Annotated in this window: 19 protein-coding genes; 6 read left to right on the forward strand and 13 right to left on the reverse strand. The window is 71.0% G+C overall.

Annotation, left to right across the window (positions count from 1 at the left end; translation table 11 throughout):
* Nucleotides 1–136 precede the first annotated feature (136 nt).
* Nucleotides 137–346: a hypothetical protein gene (locus ACQHIV_RS34965; RefSeq protein WP_427888547.1), complete on the forward strand. Its 210-nt coding sequence runs from the start codon at nt 137–139 to the stop codon at nt 344–346.
* Between the two features lie 204 nt (nt 347–550).
* On the opposite strand, the gene ACQHIV_RS34970 is transcribed toward ACQHIV_RS34965, so the two are convergent.
* From ACQHIV_RS34970 to ACQHIV_RS34995, 6 genes are all read right to left on the reverse strand, one after another.
* Complete coding sequence (locus ACQHIV_RS34970) at nt 551–3472, reverse strand: helix-turn-helix transcriptional regulator (protein ID WP_427888549.1); 2922 nt, start codon at nt 3470–3472, stop codon at nt 551–553.
* Between the two features lie 325 nt (nt 3473–3797).
* Entirely contained in the window at nt 3798–3929 is a 132-nt protein-coding gene (locus ACQHIV_RS34975; protein ID WP_427888551.1) for a hypothetical protein, read from the reverse strand.
* Nucleotides 3930–4144: 215 nt separating this feature from the next.
* Entirely contained in the window at nt 4145–4300 is a 156-nt protein-coding gene (locus tag ACQHIV_RS34980) for a hypothetical protein (RefSeq protein WP_427888553.1), read from the reverse strand.
* Between the two features lie 265 nt (nt 4301–4565).
* Complete coding sequence (locus ACQHIV_RS34985) at nt 4566–5267, reverse strand: GntR family transcriptional regulator (protein WP_427888555.1); 702 nt, start codon at nt 5265–5267, stop codon at nt 4566–4568.
* Entirely contained in the window at nt 5264–5776 is a 513-nt protein-coding gene (locus tag ACQHIV_RS34990) for a cysteine hydrolase family protein (RefSeq protein WP_427888557.1), read from the reverse strand. The genes ACQHIV_RS34985 and ACQHIV_RS34990 overlap by 4 nt, the downstream gene beginning before the upstream one ends.
* Before the next feature lie 4 nt (nt 5777–5780).
* Nucleotides 5781–7232 (reverse strand): purine-cytosine permease family protein, encoded by a 1452-nt coding sequence (locus ACQHIV_RS34995; RefSeq protein WP_427888558.1) that lies wholly within the window; start codon nt 7230–7232, stop codon nt 5781–5783.
* Between the two features lie 81 nt (nt 7233–7313).
* Here ACQHIV_RS34995 and ACQHIV_RS35000 point away from each other — a divergent pair, with 81 nt between their 5' ends.
* Genes ACQHIV_RS35000 through ACQHIV_RS35015 form a run of 4 tightly spaced genes read left to right on the forward strand, consistent with a single transcriptional unit; the run spans nt 7314 to nt 10804 of the window.
* Nucleotides 7314–8162, forward strand: a complete 849-nt coding sequence (locus ACQHIV_RS35000) for an alpha/beta fold hydrolase (RefSeq protein WP_427888560.1) — start codon at nt 7314–7316, stop codon at nt 8160–8162.
* A 4-nt stretch (nt 8163–8166) separates the two neighbouring features.
* Nucleotides 8167–8724, forward strand: a complete 558-nt coding sequence (locus ACQHIV_RS35005) for an NADH-quinone oxidoreductase subunit B (protein ID WP_380195431.1) — start codon at nt 8167–8169, stop codon at nt 8722–8724.
* Nucleotides 8721–9869 (forward strand): NADH-quinone oxidoreductase subunit C, encoded by a 1149-nt coding sequence (locus ACQHIV_RS35010; RefSeq protein WP_427888563.1) that lies wholly within the window; start codon nt 8721–8723, stop codon nt 9867–9869. Before ACQHIV_RS35005 ends, ACQHIV_RS35010 begins: the two co-directional genes overlap by 4 nt.
* An 11-nt stretch (nt 9870–9880) precedes the next feature.
* Nucleotides 9881–10804: a GNAT family N-acetyltransferase gene (locus tag ACQHIV_RS35015; RefSeq protein ID WP_427888565.1), complete on the forward strand. Its 924-nt coding sequence runs from the start codon at nt 9881–9883 to the stop codon at nt 10802–10804.
* Here the strand turns inward: ACQHIV_RS35015 and ACQHIV_RS35020 are convergent.
* Genes ACQHIV_RS35020 through ACQHIV_RS35030 form a run of 3 tightly spaced genes read right to left on the reverse strand, consistent with a single transcriptional unit; the run spans nt 10789 to nt 12630 of the window.
* A complete protein-coding gene (locus ACQHIV_RS35020) occupies nt 10789–11220 on the reverse strand; it encodes a PIN domain nuclease (protein WP_427888567.1) in 432 nt (143 codons plus the stop codon). The two genes, ACQHIV_RS35015 and ACQHIV_RS35020, sit on opposite strands and share 16 nt — an antisense overlap.
* Nucleotides 11217–11438, reverse strand: coding sequence for a FitA-like ribbon-helix-helix domain-containing protein (locus ACQHIV_RS35025; protein WP_427888569.1), 222 nt, complete (start codon nt 11436–11438; stop codon nt 11217–11219). The genes ACQHIV_RS35020 and ACQHIV_RS35025 overlap by 4 nt, the downstream gene beginning before the upstream one ends.
* A 31-nt stretch (nt 11439–11469) precedes the next feature.
* A complete protein-coding gene (locus tag ACQHIV_RS35030; RefSeq protein WP_427888571.1) occupies nt 11470–12630 on the reverse strand; it encodes an NAD(P)H-binding protein in 1161 nt (386 codons plus the stop codon).
* A gap of 62 nt (nt 12631–12692) precedes the next feature.
* On the opposite strand from ACQHIV_RS35030, the gene ACQHIV_RS35035 reads away from it, so the two are divergent.
* The gene (locus ACQHIV_RS35035; protein ID WP_427888573.1) at nt 12693–13640 is read left to right on the forward strand and encodes a complex I subunit 1/NuoH family protein; all 948 of its coding nucleotides are present in this window, start codon (nt 12693–12695) and stop codon (nt 13638–13640) included.
* Nucleotides 13641–13745: 105 nt separating this feature from the next.
* Here the strand turns inward: ACQHIV_RS35035 and ACQHIV_RS35040 are convergent, their stop codons facing one another.
* The 4 genes from ACQHIV_RS35040 to ACQHIV_RS35055 all read right to left on the reverse strand — a co-directional run bounded on the left by ACQHIV_RS35040 (nt 13746) and on the right by ACQHIV_RS35055 (nt 17561).
* A complete protein-coding gene (locus ACQHIV_RS35040; protein WP_427888575.1) occupies nt 13746–14987 on the reverse strand; it encodes an ABC transporter permease in 1242 nt (413 codons plus the stop codon).
* A 353-nt stretch (nt 14988–15340) separates the two neighbouring features.
* Nucleotides 15341–16006 (reverse strand): ABC transporter ATP-binding protein, encoded by a 666-nt coding sequence (locus tag ACQHIV_RS35045; protein WP_427888577.1) that lies wholly within the window; start codon nt 16004–16006, stop codon nt 15341–15343.
* On the reverse strand, nt 16003–17082 hold the full coding sequence (locus tag ACQHIV_RS35050; protein ID WP_427888579.1) for a peptidoglycan-binding protein: 1080 nt from the start codon (nt 17080–17082) through the stop codon (nt 16003–16005). Before ACQHIV_RS35050 ends, ACQHIV_RS35045 begins: the two co-directional genes overlap by 4 nt.
* Entirely contained in the window at nt 17055–17561 is a 507-nt protein-coding gene (locus tag ACQHIV_RS35055) for a hypothetical protein (protein WP_427888580.1), read from the reverse strand. The genes ACQHIV_RS35050 and ACQHIV_RS35055 overlap by 28 nt, the downstream gene beginning before the upstream one ends.
* Nucleotides 17562–17599: the final 38 nt, after the last annotated feature.

Genomic DNA, 17599 nt, shown 5'->3' on the forward strand with positions numbered 1-17599 from the left:
TTGTGCTTGCGCTGGGCAACCAGCGTGAGAATCAAGCGTTCTGTTCAACGGAATGCGTACACGTGGTCGCCAAGCGCAGGGTTCGGGGCTATGGTGATTACTCGGGGGAACGGGGCGAGTACGTGGTGGTGAGGCTATGTCGTGGCAACTGTGGGTAGTGATCACCCTGGCTGCGGCCGGGCTGGTGCTCCTGGCCGCGGCACGAATGCGGCACGCCCGCCAGGTCTTCGACCACATCACCGAACCCGAACGCCACCCCGAGACCCAAGAGCCCGCGCCCGACGAACTCGCCCGAGCCCGAGCCCGCCACCAACCCCAACCCACCCGCAACCGCCGCCACGGCTAACCCCCACCCACAGCTGAGCCTCCGCCGAGGCAACCTTCCCCCGGCGAACGTTCCCCCGGCGAACCTCCCCGGCGACAGCTAACCGCCGTCGCGGAGAACCTCCGCCGAGGTAACCCCCCCCCGCCGGGCGATCCCCGCCAGCGGCGGGCTCCCGCTCCGCCCGCCCCTCCCCTCCCGCTCGCGCGGCGCGGAGCGCCGTGCGAGCTAGTTCTCTTCGAGGAGGCCGTCGCGGCGGGCTACGGCGGCGGCTTCGGTGCGGGAGCGGACGCCCAACTTGGCGAGGATGTTCGAGACGTGCACGCTGACCGTCTTCTCGCTGATGTACAGCTCGCGCGCCAGCTGCCGGTTCGTCCGGCCCTCGGCGAGCAGGCGCAGTACTTCGGTCTCCCGCGACGTCAGCGCACTCGCGCCGTGCGAGTCCCCGCCACCCGCCTCCTCCACCAACGGCCGCGCACTCAGCTCGCGCCCGGTCTCGGCCGCCAGCGCCGCCTGCTCGTTCGCCTCCGCGACCCGCCCGGCCGCCCGCAGCGCCGCCGACAGCCGCACCCGCGACCATGCCTGCTCGAACACGTACCCGTACCCGAACGCGTCCGTGGTCCGCTGCCACGCCGCCACATGCTCCTCCGGCGTCGGCGCGTCGACCCCGGCCAGCCACCGCAGCCGATCCCACTCCGACTCCAGCCGCGCCAGCCACGCGAGCCCCTCGACCCCCATCAACCGCCCCGGCGGCAACCCCTTCTCAGCGGTCGCCTGCCCCATCCCCACCAGCTCCGCCCCGCGCGCAACCAGCTCCGCCGCCGCCGAAGGCTCACCCACGGCCCGGTGACACAGCAGCTGCAACCCCAACGTCGCGAACCGGATCCGCCCCAGGAACCACTCGGTCTGGAACACGTCCGCACACAGCGTGGTCACGTCCCCGATCAGCTTCTCCGCCGCGGCCGGCTTGTCGAGCGCCCGGTACGCGTCGACGGCCGGCTGCAGCCCGATGATCGGCAGCATGATGTCGAGGTCCCACCACTTGCGGGACATCTCGAACTCCTCCGCGACCGCGGTGTCCCCCCGCCCGCCACGCACCGAGAACTCCACCGCCCGCAGGGCCGCCCCGGCCGCCGCCGGCGTCATCGCATCGGTCCGCGCGGTCGCCGACGCGTCGTCCCACTCGCCGAGCATGAACTGGGTCAGCGCTAGCATCCGCCGCGCGTCGAATCCGTACGCCGCCCACTGCCGCCCGAGCTCGCCGGCCCTCTTGGTCGCGAACGACAGCGCCGACTTGGCGTTCAGCAGGTCGCCCTGCTCGTACCGCGTCGACCCGAGCAGGAACCGGCTCCGCACCTCCGCGGCCGGATCGCCGGTGAGCTGCGCCCGTACGGCGGCCTCTTCGAGCTGCTTGGCCGCCGTCTCCGGGTCGCCGGCCCGGCGGCGCAGCTGGGCGAGCGTGATCCCGGCGTCGCTGGCGGCGGACTCCTGCCCGGCCTCGCGGGCGATCTCCAGCGCCTTGTGTGCCCAGCGCTCGGCCTCCATCGGGCGGCCGAGCGCGTCCGAGACCCGTGCGTACAGCGACGCGACCTGCGCCTTGAACACGCTGGCCGGCTCGTCGTTGACCAGCTTCAGTGCCTGCGAGACGGCCTCGTTGGACTCCTGGTCGTTGTCGATGATCAGCGCGATGTCGGCGAGCGGCAGCAGCAGCTCGGCGCGCTGCCGCTTCGGTGCGTCCTCCGGCAGCTCGGCCAGCGCCTTCCGGAGCAGCTTCAGCGCGCGCAGGTGCTGCGAGGACAGCGTCGCGGCGGTCGCGGTGTCGACGATCAGCCAGGTCTTGTCGACGGTGGTCGTCGGAGCCGCGTTCGGGAACAGCTCAAGCGCCATCTCGTAGTGCTTCAGCGCCTCCTGCGGCGCCGCGACCGACAGCGCCTCCTGCCCGGCCCGGACCCGCGCCTCGAACGCCGTCGCCAGGTCGTGCGACCGGGTGGCGTGCCCGGCCAGCTCGGCGGCGGTGCCCGCGACGGTCTGGTTCTCCAGGGCCTGCACGTACGCCGCGTGCTCGCGGACGCGCTCGCCCGGCAGCAGGTCGTCGTACACGGCCTCGGCGAGCAGCGCGTGCCGGAAGTAGTACCGGTCGCTGGTCGGTACGTCGATGATGTGGGCGTCGATCAGCTCCCGCAGGGCGTCGTCGAGCTCGCGGTCCGGGAGCTTGGCGACCGCGGTGAGCAGCGTGTGCGGGACACGGCGCCCGGCGACCGCGATCACCCGGGCCACCAGGCGGGCGTTGTCGGACAGCGGGTCGAGCCGGACCAGCAGCAGGTCGGCGAGATCCGGCGGTACGCCGTCGTTGTCGCCCATCGAGGCGGCCGCGGCCAGCTCCTCGGTGAAGAACGCGTTGCCGCCGGCACGCTCCAAGATCCGCTGCTCCTCTTCGGCGGGCAGCGGATCGGTCAGCAGCGAGTGCAGCAGCGTCCGGGCCTCGTCGGCGTCCAATGGCGGCAGGTTGACCCGGCGTACGCGCGGGTTCCGGGACCACTCGGCGATCGGGCGGCGGAGCGGGTGCCGGCGGTGCAGGTCGTCGCTGCGGTACGAGACCACCAGGGCGAGCCGCTGCGAGGTCAGCCGGGTGATGAGGAAACCGATCAGGTCCCGGGTCGAGTCGTCGGCCCAGTGCGCGTCCTCGATGATCACCAGCAGCGGCTCGCTGGTGGACAGCGCGGTGAACGCGCCGAGGACCGCGTCGAACAGCGCGGCCCGGTCCAGCTGGCCCTCCTGCTGCGGCGCGGGCTGGGCGCCGAGCAGCCGGTGCGCGGGCAGCAGCCGGCCGATCGCCGGGAAGTTCGTCAGCACGCCCTCGACCAGGTCGGGGCGGTCACCGGCCAGCCGGCCGAAGATCTCCGAGAACGGCTGGTACGGCAGGCCGGCGTCGCCGAAGTCGGTGCAGTGCCCGACGAGTACGCCGAAGCCGCGCTCGTGTGCCCCGGTCGCGACCTCGTCCAGCATCCGGGTCTTGCCGACGCCGGCGTCGCCGGACAGCAGCACGGCACCGGCGCGGCGCGTTTTCGCGTCGTCCACGGCGCTGAGCAGGGCGGCCATCTCGGACGAGCGGCCGACGAGGGGTGTCGAGTTCCAGGGCACGTCGTCCATCTTCGCCCCTGGCGCCGACACAAATCGACGGCATCCCGTTCCATGGGTTCTCCCGGCCACAGAAATCGATACAGAAAGTTGCCTGGGAGCAGGTACAGAAACGCCGTCCCTGATCGGTGTTTCTCGATCAGGGACGGCGGTCCCGGCGGTCATGCGACCGGACGGGGACGAAGGGCCGGCCGCGGCTTGGGCTCGGAAGCCTTCACCGTGCGCTCCCGGCGGTTCGCCGCTCGGTAGTCACGCTTGGCGCGCTCCAGGCGGTAGGCCGCCTCCGCTCGCATCGAATCGGGGGTCAGTGGCACTGAGATCATGGTGTTTCCTCCCTTCAGGCTTTCCGGCCGAACAGGTGGCTGATGGTCCGCCGGCTCCCGGAGGTCTTCCGGTGCTGACGGAAGTCGCGGCTGAGGCGCTCCCTGCGGTACTCGACCTCTGCCTTGACGCTTGCGTTGGTGAACATGTGTTCCTCCGTTGTGTGGTGCCGGCTCCTTGCCGACACCCTTAATCTGCTCGTCTGAGGTGACCCCGCACATCGGAACTCCTCCCTATCCCCGCCGTAGTGGGAGTCCTAGGTGCTCTTAGGGGGTCTTAGGACCCCTGAAAAGACGGTGGCGCGGCCGGCTCTCGGGGAGCCGGCCGCGCCGGGGGAAAGGGTCCAGGGCGGTGAACGTGCGGTCACATCGCGGGCCGGGCCCGCAACTCGGGCGCGCAGGGCTGGGGCGGCCGCGGTGCGCGCTTGCGGAACCAGATGGGGCGCTGGAAGTCGCGGCGGATCCGCTCCTGGCGGTACTTCATCTCCGCCTGAACCGCGGCGGTCGAGTAAACGAACATGATCTCCTCCGGCTGCTCTCGCTGCTGAGAAAACAGTCCGTCTCTGAGGAGACCCCCCACATCAGCACTACTCCCTATGCCTGCGGCAACTACCCCTTAGGTCGTGTCTGGCAACTCCCCGCCTACTGCGGGGCACCCGGCACGGCACCTCGCCGCACGGGTGCAAAGGCCACGATGCTCCGCATCGAGACCTTCGCCCCCGCGCGCCGAGCTACCGCACCGGGCACCTCCTCGCTACGGCGCGGAGTTGCCAGACACGACCTGGTCAGCTGTTGTAGGTGAGGTTGAGCTCGTAGTGGGTGGGGTCGAGGAGTTCGTCGGCGTGTTCGGCGAACTCGTCGGTGGCGGTCCAGCTGGTGCGGGTGGTGTGCAGGAACCAGGTGTCGGCGGGGCGGTCCAGATGGCCGGCTTCGACCGGGGTGAGGACGCGGCCGCGGAGGCGTTGTTCGCAGTGGTCGAGGTAGAGGCCGGCGCGGTTCAGGGTCACGCTGATAGAGCCGTTGTCGAGCCCGCGCTCGGGTAGGTCGTGGAGCTTGTCGTTCGCCGGGACCTGGCTGCGCTCGAGCGAGATCGCCGTACCGTCCGTCAGCTGCCGGACGCGTTCGATCACCACGAACGACGACGAGCCGAGCCCGAGGCGTTCGGCGAGTGCCGGGTCCTTCGCGAGCTCGATCCGTACTGTCCGCATCCGGGTCTCGACGCCCTGTTCGGACAGCGCGTGGGTCCAGCCGAGCCGCCCGTCCAACGGCCGCCCGTCGAACAGCACGTACGAGCCCTTCCCGGTGCGGGTGGCGATCAGCTCGTCCTCCGCCAGTACGGCGAGGGCGGCGCGGACCGTGTTCCGGCTGACCGCGAAACGCCGCGCCAGCTCCACCTCGCCCGGGAGCTGGGTCCCCGCCTGTACGACGCCGGACCTGATCTCCCGCGCCAGCACCCGGGCGACCCGCTCGTGCTTGAGCCGGATCATCGCAACTGCTCCACGGTGACGATCTCCAGCATCGGCGCGTACAGCCGCATCAGGTCGATCGCCTTCGCGTGGTTCTCCGCGGTGGACCCGGCGCACGCCTCCGCCACCACCTGGACCTGTACGCCGGCGTCGACCGCGGCCAGCGCCGTACTGATCACGCAGCAGTCGGTCGCCACTCCGGCCAGCACGAGCCGCCCGTCGACCCGGGCCGCCAGTTCGGGGCCCCAGGCACCGAACGTCGTCTTGTCCAGAGTTGGAGCACCCTTGAACTCGTCGACCAACTGGTAGTCCGCCGCGTCGGCCGGCTGCAGCGCGAACGGGAACGCTTCGTAGTACCCCACCCACGCCCCGTCAGGCTTTTCCGGCGCGACGAACCGCGTGAACACGACGTCCGGCGAGAACAGCGTGACCAGTTCGCGGACCGGCTCGATCACCCGCCGGAAGTCCGGCGTTGCCCACCCCGACGAAGGGTCCGCGAAGATCCGCTGCAGATCGATCAGCGCCAGCACGTCGTCACGCCTCCTGACGCCGTACGGCGGACCGCCCGCCGAACCACTGCGCGACGAACCCGACCACGAGCGCCGCCAGTACGCCGAGGTTCGCGTACGCCCATGCGCCCTGCTTGCCGCCGAGCCCGAACGCCCCGAGCAGGTAGCCCTGCCAGGAAAGCCAGGACGCGTACGTGTTCGTGACCAGGCCCCAACCGATGCCGGTGGCAACGATCATCGTCGCGACCGGCAGCCACCGGACGTCGCCGTACCGCCCGGTCGACCGGTAGAGGTCGTCCTCGGCGTAGTCGCGCCGGCGGCCCGCGATGTCGGCGAGCATGATCCCGCACCAGGCCGCGATCGGTACGCCGAGCGTGATCAGGAACCCCTGGAACTGGCCGAGGAACTTCCCGCCGTAGAACACCACGTAGATCGTCCCGGCGATCATCACCACGCCGTCGACGAACGCCGCGACGTACCGCTTCACCGGCAGCCCGAGGGACAGCAGCGCGAGGCCGGACGAGTAGATGTCGAGCACCGCCCCGCCGACCAGGCCGAGGACGGCCACGATCACGAACGGCACCAGGAACCAGGTCGGCAGCGTCGCCGCCAGCGCACCGATCGGGTCCGCGCCGATCGCCGTACTCAGGTCCTTCGACGACCCGGCGAGCAGCAGCCCGAACACCAGCAGTACGACGGGAGCGACCGAGCCGCCGAACGTCGTCCAGCCGACCACGCCGCGGCTCGACGCCCGGCGCGGGAGGTATCGCGAGTAGTCCGCGGCCGCGTTCACCCAGCCGAGGCCGAAGCCCGTCATCAGGAACACCAGCGCGCCGATCACCGCCTGGGTGGACCCGTTCGGAACGGCCGACACCGTCTTCCAGTGGATCTGGTCGGCGACCAGGATCATGTAGACGACGGTCAGTACGCCGGTCACGACCGTGATCACGGTCTGCGCCCGCATGATCAGGTCGAACCCGAGCACGCCGCAGGCCACCGTCAGCAACCCGACCACGACCAGCGCGATCACCTTGGTCAGCGCGCCGCCGCCCCAGCCGAGCCGGTCGAACACGGTCGCGGTCGCCAGCGTCGCGAGGATCGTCAGTACCGTCTCCCAGCCGACCGTCAGCAACCAGGAGACCAGCGACGGAAGCTTGTTGCCGCGGACCCCGAACGCGGCCCGGCCGAGCACCATCGTCGGCGCCGAACCACGTTTCCCGGCCAGCGCGATCAGCCCGCAGAGCAGGAACGAGAACACCACCCCGACCAGCCCCGCGACCACCGCCTGCCAGAACGAGATCCCGAACCCGAGCGCGAACGCGCCGTAGCTCAGCCCCAGCACCGAGACATTGGCCCCGAACCACGGCCAGAACAACTGGCTCGGGCGGCCCTTCCGGTCCGCGTCCGCGATCACGTTCAGCCCGTTGCTCTCGACGGAGAGCGCGCGGGTCTGCTGCACCTCGACCTGGTCGGTCATCTCGGCTCCTTCTGAGGACCTGTTCAGTCCTGTTCAAAACGACGGTAGGACCCGGCCTGGCGATGGTCAACAATGAATGGCATGCAGCTCAGCGCCGCGGTGGACGGATTCAGACTGGCCTACGACCGGTACGGCGAAGGACCGGCCGTCGTGCTGCTGCACGGCTGGCCCGGGGACCGCACCGACTACCGGCTGCTCGCGCCGATGCTCGTGGAGCGGGGATGCGAGGTGGTGGTGCCCGACCTACGCGGGTTCGGTGCGTCGGACCGCTCCGACCCGGATCCCCTGCAGTACGGCGCCGCCGCGCAGGCAAGGAGCGTCCTCGCGCTGGTCGCCGAGCTCGGGCTCGACCGGCCGGTGCTCGCCGGGTACGACATCGGCAGCCGGATCGCCCAGCAGATCGCGCGGACCAGTCCGGAGTCGGTCGAGGGGCTGGTGATCGCGCCGCCGCTGCCGGGCATCGGGAAGCGGGTGTTCTCCGAGCAGGCGCAGACCGAGTTCTGGTACCAGGCGTTCCACCGGCTGCCGATGGTCGAGGAGCTGATCGACGGGCAGCCGGACGCGGTCCGCGCGTACCTCAGGCACTTCTGGACGCACTGGTCCGGGCCGGGCTTCGAGCCGGAGCTCGAGCACCTCGTCGAGGTCTACTCGGCGCCGGGCGCCTTTACCGCGTCGATCAACTGGTACCGGGCGGGTGCCGGCGCGGTCGCGGTGTCCGCGGCCGAGACAGCGCCGCCGTCGTACGACCGGATCGCCGTACCGACCGTGGTGCTCTGGCCGGAGTTCGACCCGCTGTTCCCGCGTGCCTGGTCGGACCGGGTGGACGACTTCTACAGCGACGTCCGGGTCCGGCCGGTCGACGGTGTGGGGCACTACGCGCCACTGGAGTACCCGGAGATCCTCGCGGAGGAGATTGTCGGACTAGGCTGACTCCATGGCCGAGACCGAGCTGGGGATGCCGACCGTACGGCCGGCCGTGGGTGCGCTGGCGCGACTCGCGCCGGAGCCCGTGCGGTACCTGCTGAACTGGGGCCGGAAGTACTCGCTCTGGGTGTTCAACTTCGGCCTCGCCTGCTGCGCGATCGAGTTCATCGCCGCGTCGATGGGCCGGCACGACTTCATCCGGCTCGGCGTGATCCCGTTCGCGCCCGGGCCGCGGCAGGCCGACCTGATGGTGGTGTCCGGCACGGTCACGGACAAGATGGCGCCCGCGATCAAGCGGCTGTACGACCAGATGCCCGAGCCGAAGTACGTGATCAGCTTCGGCTCCTGCTCGAACTCCGGCGGCCCGTACTGGGACTCGTACTGCGTGACCAAGGGCGTCGACCAGATCATCCCGGTGGACGTGTACGTGCCCGGCTGCCCGCCGCGGCCGGAGGCGCTGCTGCAGGGCATCCTCAAACTGCAGGAGAAGATCGCCGGCGAGACGGTCGCGAGCCGGTACGAGGAGCCGTCGGCGGCCGCCCTGACGCGGGGCCTGGTGCAGCCTTGACGTCCGACGTTGTCGAGGCGCTGACCGGCGCCGGGATCGCCGCGACGTCCGCGAGTACCTTCGGGCCGGTCGCGGTCGACGTACCGGCCTCGGCGTGGGTCGCTGCGCACGAGGTACTGCGGGACGCGGTGGGGTTCACGTTCTTCGACTTCCTGAGTGCGTCGGACGAGCTCAAGGACGGGTTCCGGGTGGTGTCGCACCTCGCGGACTTCTGGGGCGGGGCGCACGTCGACCACGTGCTGGTGCGGACGCTGGTGCCGCGCGACAACGCCGTACTGGCGACGCTGACCGAGGTGTACGCCGGGGCGAACTGGCACGAGCGGGAGACGCACGAGATGTTCGGGATCGACTTCACCGGGCATCCGAACCTGACCACACTGCTGCTCCCCGACGAGTTCGAGGGCCACCCGCTCCGCAAGGAGTTCGTCCTGGCCTCCCGCGTCGCCAAACCCTGGCCCGGCGCCAAGGAACCCGGCGAATCCGACCACGCCCCAGCCGGCGCCCCCAGCCGCCGCCGAACCCTCCCCCCCGGCGTCCCCGACCCCGAAACCTGGGGCCCCCGCCCACCCGGCTCCCCAACCCCCGACCCCCTAGCCCCCGCCGAAGCCGCCGCCACCCCCGCCCGCCCCCGCCGCACCGCCACCCCCGGCGAACGCCGCCCCCGCCGCCAAACCCAGCCAGCTACCGCCCCCACGCCACCCGAGGCCGTGGCCTCCACCCGACCCGAGGCTGCGGCCCCCGCCCGACCCGAGGCTGCGGCCCCCGCCCGACCCGAGGCTGCGGCCCCCATCCCGCCCGAGGCTGCGGCCCCCACGCCACCCGCGTCCGCGCCCCCTGCGCGTACGCCTGCCGACGCGGCGCCCCCCACCTCCCCACCGCCCGCCTCCGCACCCGCGGACGCCGCGCCTCCCGCCTCCGCACCGGCGGACGCCGCGCCTCCCGCCTCCGCACCGGCGGACGCCGCGCCTCCCGCCTCCGCACCCGCGGACGCCGCGCTTCCCGCCTCCGCACCCGCGGACGCCGCGCCTCCGGCGGGCGCGGGGGACGAGGCCGCGCCACCTGCATCCGATGGGGGGACCACCGGGCAGGCGCCCTCCATCCCCCCGCCGGACGGGTCTGCGGAGGGGCGTGACGGGGAGTCGTAGGGTGGGCGGTTGTGATTCCTACTGCTGATGAGCTGGCTGGGTGGACGTTGGAGCGGCAGCATCCGCTCACGCGGGGGTGGGTGGACGACGCGCGCCGACTGGCGATTCTCGCCGAGGAGCATGCGGCGCTGGACATCCTGCTGGCCGAGGACCTCGACATCGCCGCCGCGCGGGCTCAGCGCCTGGCCCCGGGTAAACCGGCCGAGTCGATGCTCAACCGCTGGGTTGCCGTCGGCAACGACCTCCACGTGATGCTCAGCATGCGCTTCGAGAACATGAACCTGGCGAGGCCGTTCGTCGACGCCACCCCGATGACCCGCGCCCCGGAGCCGTCCGACCTCCCCGCGCTCGCCGCCGCGGCCCGCGAGTACTACGGCGTCCACAACCCGCTCTACGTCCGCCTCTGGACCGCCGAACCCGGCATCGACGGCACCACCCCCGACCGGCGGTTCCTCGGCGCACCGATCAGCGAGCTGCGGCCGTACGACGTACCGGAAGGCCTCGCGCTCCGCCCGGCGAAGACCGTCGACCACTACGACGACGCCCGCCGCGCGTACGCCGCGGTCGACGCCGAACACTCGCACCACGCGGACGAGGCGACCCTCCAGGACCTCGAAGACCTGCAGGAATCCGCCGACGACGGCCTGCTGTACGACGTCACCGTGAACGACGAGTGGGCCGGGTACGCCGCCGCGATCATCAAGCCCGACGACGCCCTCGGCCTGCCCGCGTACGTGGTCCGCGAACTGGTCCTCGCCCCCACCCACCGCGGCCACGGCTACGGCCGCCACCTGAGCGCCCTCCTCGCCCAGTCCCTCCCCGACCCCACCCGCATCCTGATCGGCACCATCCACGCCGCCAACCACGGCGCCCGCACCGCCGCCCTAACCTCCGGCCGCCACGACGTAGGCGGCTGGGTTCAGCTCCCGCTCTGACTCAACCGCTCCGTCGGCTGACCGGTCAGGTTGGCGATCAGCTCGAAGTCCTTGTCGAGGTGCAGAAGGACGAGGCCGGAGAGCTCGGCAGTGGCCGCGATCAACAGGTCCTCCGCCGATGGCGCCAGATGCTGCCCTGTCGACGCGAGGTGCGACTGCACGACGACAGCGCGACGCTCGGCTGCGGGCGTAACGTTCTCGACCGGCATCGCAGCAACGGGCGGTTGCTGCAGGACCGAGCGGTGCTCCTCACCTGATCGAGCTGAGATGCCGACCTCGAGCAAGGTCACGGTGCTGACGTGTACGAGCCCGCGGTTGATCCGGTTTGCCCAGTCCTCCCAGTCCGGGGCCCTGGTCAGGCGTACCAGAGCCGACTTGTCGATGAGCCAGCGCCGCTTGTCGAGGGTCGGTGTCACTGCGAGGCCTTGCCCAAGACCTCAGGATCCTCCGGATCGCGAGCCAGGTCCGATAATCTTTGGAGGTCCGCGAAGGTGACGGTGGCCTGGAAGCGGGCGGCTTCCTGGCTGAGCTGCCGACGCAGATATTCATTTCTGGACAAGCCTTGAATGGCCGCTCGCTGGTCGATCACGGCGAGTACGTCGTCGGGTACGTCGCGAATCAGCACGTCACTCATGAGCGCCTCCTTCATTCGATATCCGATGATATCAAGCGCGTGGCGGCGTGTAGTAGAAGACCTCTTCGCGGACTATGCGGCCGGATTCGACTGTGCAGAGGGAGAGTTTGGTGGTGTGGGGGAAGGTGAAGCGGACGGCGAAGTGGTTGTCGGTGATGAGGGGCCCGAGGACTTCGATGGTGTCGTGGTCGATGGCGGCGGACTGTTGGTGGGCGTGGGCGAGGATGGCGTCGGTGCCTTTGAGCTCGACTTCTTCGCCGTCGGTTTCGAGGGGTGCGACGCGGACCATGTCGGGGGCGGTGAGGGCGAGCGCTTCGGTGAGGCGGCCGGCGGACAGGGCGGCGGTGTACTGGCGGGCGACCTCGGCCGTCGTTGGTACGCGGAACTCGGCGGCGTGGTCCGCGGCCCATTCGGCGAACGTGCGGGCCGGCCGGCCGGTCAGTTCGGCGACGGTGGTGGTGACCGGTTCGGGGTTGTCGACGAGTGAGGCCCAGTAGTTGACCGAGCTTTCCGCGAGGATCGGGTCGGCGCCGAGGTCGAGCATCGCCTGCCGGGCCGCGGCGTCGTCGAGCGCCTCGATCCGCATCGGCTTGCCGACGGTCCGCGCGATGGTGCGGATCTGCTCGGCCTGGGACACCGCCTCGGGGCCGGTGATCTCGTACGCCCGGCCGATGTGCTGGTCGCCGAGCAGCGCGAGTACGGCGACCGCGGCGATGTCGCGCTCGTGGATCATCGAGCGCGCCGCCTCGGGCGACGGGACACGGACCACGTCGGCGGTGCGGAAGTCGTCCGCCCAGTTCTGCGCGTTGACGGCGAACCCGCTCGGGCGGACGAACGTCCAGTCCCGGTCCGTGGCCCGCAGCAGCTGTTCGACGTCACCCCAGACGCCGCCGGACTCGGCGTTGAGCGACGACAGGTACACGACCCGCCGCGGGAGTTCGGCGATCACCGCGGCGGCGCCGTCGGCGCTGAACGACGGCCAGAGCAGGAACGCCGCGTCCGCACCGTCGGCGGCCCGTCGTACGGCGGCCGGGTCGGTGATGTCGCCCTGGACCAGCTCGACGTCGGACGGGAGGGCGGCGCGTTCCGGCGTACGGACGAGGGCGCGGACGGAGGCGTCGGCCGCGCGCAGTCCGTCGACGACGTGCCGGCCGACGCGGCCGGTGGCTCCGGTGACAAGGATTGTTCTCATGACCCCAACCCTCGGACCTGAACGTTGGTTGAGGTCAAGCCACAACCACTAGGCTGAGCGTCATGCTGGAGTTCGTGGTGCGAGTGGTGGGCGTTCTGGTCGCCTTCCTGGTGGCGCCCTTGCTGGTCGGGCAGGCCGAGCACAAGGTGATGGCGCACATGCAGTCACGGCTCGGCCCGATGTACGCCGGCGGGTTCCACGGCTGGGCGCAGCTGGTCGCGGACGGGGTGAAGTTCGTCCAGAAGGAGAGCGTGGTCCCGGCCGCCGCGGACAAGCGGGTGTTCGAGTGGGCGCCGATCGTCGCGATCCTGCCGTACCTGGCCGCGCTGGCCGCGATTCCGCTGGCGCCGGGGATCGTCGGCGCGGACCTCGACTCCGGGCTGTTCTTCGTCCTCGCGGTGATGAGCATCGGCGTACTGGGTTCGCTGATGGCGGGCTGGGGGAGCGGGAACAAGTACAGCCTGCTCGGCGGGCTCCGGGTGGCGGCGCAGCTGATGAGCTACGAGCTGCCGTTCGTACTGTCGGCGGCGAGCGTCGCGGTCGCGGCCGGGTCGCTGAGCCTGACCTCGATCGCGCACGCCTGGAACCCGTGGTGGTTGCTGTGGCAGCTGCCCGGCATGGTGGTGTTCTTCATCGCCGGGCTGGCCGAGTTGCAGCGGCCGCCGTTCGACATGCCGGTCGCGGACTCCGAGGTGATCTTCGGGCCGTACACGGAGTACACCGGGCTCCGGTTCGCGATGTTCCTGCTCGCCGAGTACGCCGGGATCGTCGTACTCGCGGCCCTCACCACGGTGCTGTTCCTCGGCGGCTGGAGCGGTCCCGGGCCGGAGTCGATCGGGTGGATCTGGACGATCGTGAAGGTCGCGCTGGTCTCGGTCGTGGTGATCTGGGTCCGGGTGTCGTTCCCCCGGATGCGCGCCGACCAGCTGCAGAAGCTCGCCTGGCAGGGCCTGGTCCCCGTCGCGTTGGCGCAGCTGGCGCTGACCGGTGTCGGCGTCGTGCTGTTCTGAGCGCGGACCTGCAGCACTCACCAACCGCGTTGTCGACCGGCCCTGGGCGGTCGGCTGAGCCTGGCCGTCGGTGAGGCGCGGCGGTTGGTGAGTGTCTGGGGTCCGCTAAGGCGTCGCGAGTGCCTCGGTCGGGGACAGCCGCGAGGCGCGGACGGCCGGGTACAGGCCCGCCAGTGCGCCGATCACCAGGGTGGCGACGACGCCGCCGGCGAGGGCCCAGAGCGGGATGACGGTGCGCCAGTTCTGGTACGACGCGTACGCGGCGGTGACGGCTGATCCGAGGAGTGCGCCGCCGAGGCCGCCCAGTGCGGACAGCAGGAGCGATTCGGTGAGGAACTGGGTACGGATCTGGGCGCGGGTGGCGCCGAGGGAACGGCGGAGGCCGATCTCGGCGCGGCGTTCGAGGACCGAGATCACCATGATGTTCGCGACGCCGACCCCGCCGACCAGCAGCGCGACGGCGCCGAGGCCGAGCAGCAGGCCGGTGAACGCCTGCCCGGCGGCCTGCTTCGCGGCGAGCGCGTCGGACGGGCGGGAGACCTCGACCTCGTTCGGGGCCTCCGGGTTGGCCGTTGCCCCGAGCACCGATCGGACCGCCTGGACCTGGACGTCGTCCGAGCGGGTGTAGATCGTGGTCGGGTGGCCGTCGAAGGACAGCTTCCGGCCGGCCGCGGGCCAGCCCATCAGCGCGGCGCTGTCGAGTTCCGGGGCGAGCGCGGCCGGTTCGAGGATGCCGAGCACGGTGAACCAGGTGTTGCCGATCAGTACCTGGGTGTCCGGGCCGGCCTTGGTGATGCCGAGCCGGTCCGCGGCGGTCGCGCCGAGAACGGTGGCCGGAAAGTTGCCGGTCGCGGTGTCCAGCCATTTCCCGCTGCGGACTGTGGCGCCGATGGTGTCGAGCAGGTTGGGGCGGGCGGCGTACGCGATGATCCCGTTCGTTTCCACGTCCGGGATCTTGTTGGTCCGGTACACGGAGGCGTCGTCCACCTTGCCGATCGCCGACTCGGCCCGCACCGGGGCGATCCGCGCGACCATTCCCTCCGCGGTCAACGGCAACTGCGCCTGGCCGCCGGTCAGGCGCGTTCCCGGCGTGACAGTCAGCAGATTGGTCCCCAACGCATCCAGTTGCCCGTCGAGCTGCGCCCGCGAGGACGACGAGATCCCTACGACGGCAACCATCGCCGCGATCCCGATCGCAATCCCCAACGCCGACAGCAACGCCCGCGTAGGTCGGGTCCGCAACCCCACCGCCCCCACCCGCACCACATCCCACAACCCAAGGCCGGCAGGCCGCAGCTCGCCGCTCCGCGTCGCGCTGTTGGCGCGCGGCAGCCGGCCACTGCGCATAGCACGAGAGGCCGCCGACCCGTCCCCGTGCGGGGTGGGTGGTGAGGTGTCCGCGCCGGGCGCGGGCGGCGGGGTGCGAGCGCCTAGTGCGCTCGTTGGTGGAGTGCGTGGTGGTGTGCCTGCGGGCCTAGTGGGTGGTGGGGTGCTGCTGTCTGGGCTGGTTGGTGGGGTGTGGGTGTGTGTTGCGCTCGTTGGTGGATGATCCGCTGGCGTGGGTGGCGGTGGGTTCTCGCGTGGGGTGGGTGGTGTGGTGCTTGCGGGCATGGTGAGGGGTGGGGTGCTGCCGTCTGGAGTGGGCGGCGGGGTGCTTGAGGTGGGGAGCGGCGGCTGGTTGTGGTGAGGGAGCTCGTCGGTCATGGGTGGTGCTCCTCGGATAGGTGGCCGTCTCGCAGGTGGAGTTGGTGGGGGAAGGTGGCGGCTATGTCGCGGTCGTGGGTGATGACTATGACGGTGGTGCCGGTGGTGTTGAGGTCGCGGAGGAGTTGCATGACGCCGGCGCCGGAGGCGGAGTCGAGGGCTCCGGTGGGTTCGTCGGCGAGGAGTACGGCGGGTTCGCCGACGACCGCTCGGGCTACCGCGACGCGTTGACGCTCGCCGCCGGACAGCTCGTGCGGCTCGTGGCGCAGCCGATGGCCGAGGCCGACCCGCTCCAGCGCGGCCGCCGCATGCTGACGACGCGCCGACAGGCGCAGACCGGAGTACAGCAACCCGTCCGCGACGTTGTCGATCGCCCGTACGCCGGCCGCGAGGTGGAACTGCTGGAACACGAACCCGATCCGGCTCGCCCGCAACGCCGACAACCCCGCGTCGGACAGCCGCGCCACGTCGTACCGGTCGATCCGGACCGTCCCGGACGTCGGCCGGTCGAGGGTCCCGAGCACGTTCAGCATCGTCGACTTCCCGGAGCCCGACGGCCCGACGATCGCGACCAGCTCGCCGGGTTCGATCCGCAGGCTGACCCCGCCGAGCGCCCGCACCCCGCCCGCGTACACCTTCGTCACGTCCCGCAGCTCGATCATTTCGGCATCCCTACCGTCGTCCCGGCGGTGATCCCGGCGCCGCTGATCTCGACCTGCCCGCTCGCGAACAGCCCGGTCTTCACCGGCACGTACCGCGACGTCGTACCGTCCGTGACCTCCACCCCGAACCCGCCCTCGCGGAGCGCGACCAGCGCCGCGACCGGCACCGTCAGCACGTTCGTGCGTTCCGACGCGGTGAACGTGACGTCGGTGGCCGCGGACGTCCACGCCGCCACCGCCTTCTGATTGGCGATCCCAACGATCACCTGGACCTTCGTCTCCGGGTCCTTGTCCGGACTCTCGGCCGGAATCACCACCGTGGAGACCTTCTGGATCCTCCCGGCAACGTTTTCCCCGTTCGGCAACGCGACCGACACCGCCGCGCCCATCACCGCGAGCCGCTGATCCGCCGCGTCCAGCTGCACGGTGACCGCGCGCGTCGTCCCGGTGAAGTTGAGCACCGGCTGGTTCGGCCCGAGCGGCGAACCTTCCTGCGCCGGCACGCTGTCCACCCGGATGTGCCCGGGCGCGAACAGCACACTGCCCAGCTCGACCACGCCCGTCTCGTCGAGCCCGAGGTCGTCCTGCCACGCCTTCACCGCGGTCGCCGTACCGTCCGTGTACGAGTCGTCGACGGTGAATCCGGTGTACCCCATCGCCCGCAGGTTCTGCTCGAGCTGCACGACATCGGTCCCCTCGGTCCCGACCGCGAGCCTCCGGTACGCCGGCAACGCGCCGTACAGCAACGTCGTCGGCTTGTTGTCGATGCTGTAGACGGTGTTCCCGCGCCGCAGCTCCTGCCCGCTGTCCGGTACGGCGGTGACGGTGCCGGCGACCCGATTGACCGCCGCGGACGTGGTGCCGAACCCGAGCGTGCCGTTCTGCGTCTCGGTGTCCTTCAGCGTCTGCTGCGTGACCTTGGTGGTGTTGACCGGGAGCGGCTGCGCTGCCTGGCTCGCGGCCTGCCCGGCGTCGCCCCGGTTCACCAAGAAGACGCTTGCGGCGCCGCCGGCCGCGAGTACTACGACGGCGGTGATCGCCTTTCGCATCAGCGCGCCGCCAGGATGCTCTGGCACGCGTCCTGTGCCTTCTTGAAGTCCGGGTCGTCCGCGACGCCCGGGCCGATCATGATCCCGCGCTGGTCCGGCTTCGGGTCCGGGAACTTCTCGACACCGTTCTTCCGCATGCACTCCGCGTACTTCCGGCCGTTCTCCTGCTGCTGCGGATTGGCACTCCCGGAAGCCTGCGGGTCGTACTGCCGGCACGCCTCCATCGCCTTCTGGACCTGCTCCTGGGTGACCCCCGAGTTCTTGTCGAACTTCAGCATCGGTCCCTTGCCGGGCTCCGGGTCCGGCACGTTCAGGCCGTGTTCCCGCAGGCATTGGGTGAACTTGACCGCCATCTCGTCCTGGCTGAGGCTCGCCGGCGCACTGCTCGCCGCGGCGGACTGCGGTTCCCCGCCGGACGCGACCTGGGCGTCGGGTTTGTCGGCTCCGCAACCGGTCAGGATCAGGCCGGCCGCCAGTACGGACACGGCCAGAATGGTGTTGCGCATCGCTGCTCCTCTCGTTTCCGGGAAACCCTGCTCGGACC

It is taken from the genome of Kribbella polygonati (assembly GCF_050320105.1).
In the GTDB taxonomy this organism is placed as follows: Bacteria; Actinomycetota; Actinomycetes; order Propionibacteriales; family Kribbellaceae; genus Kribbella.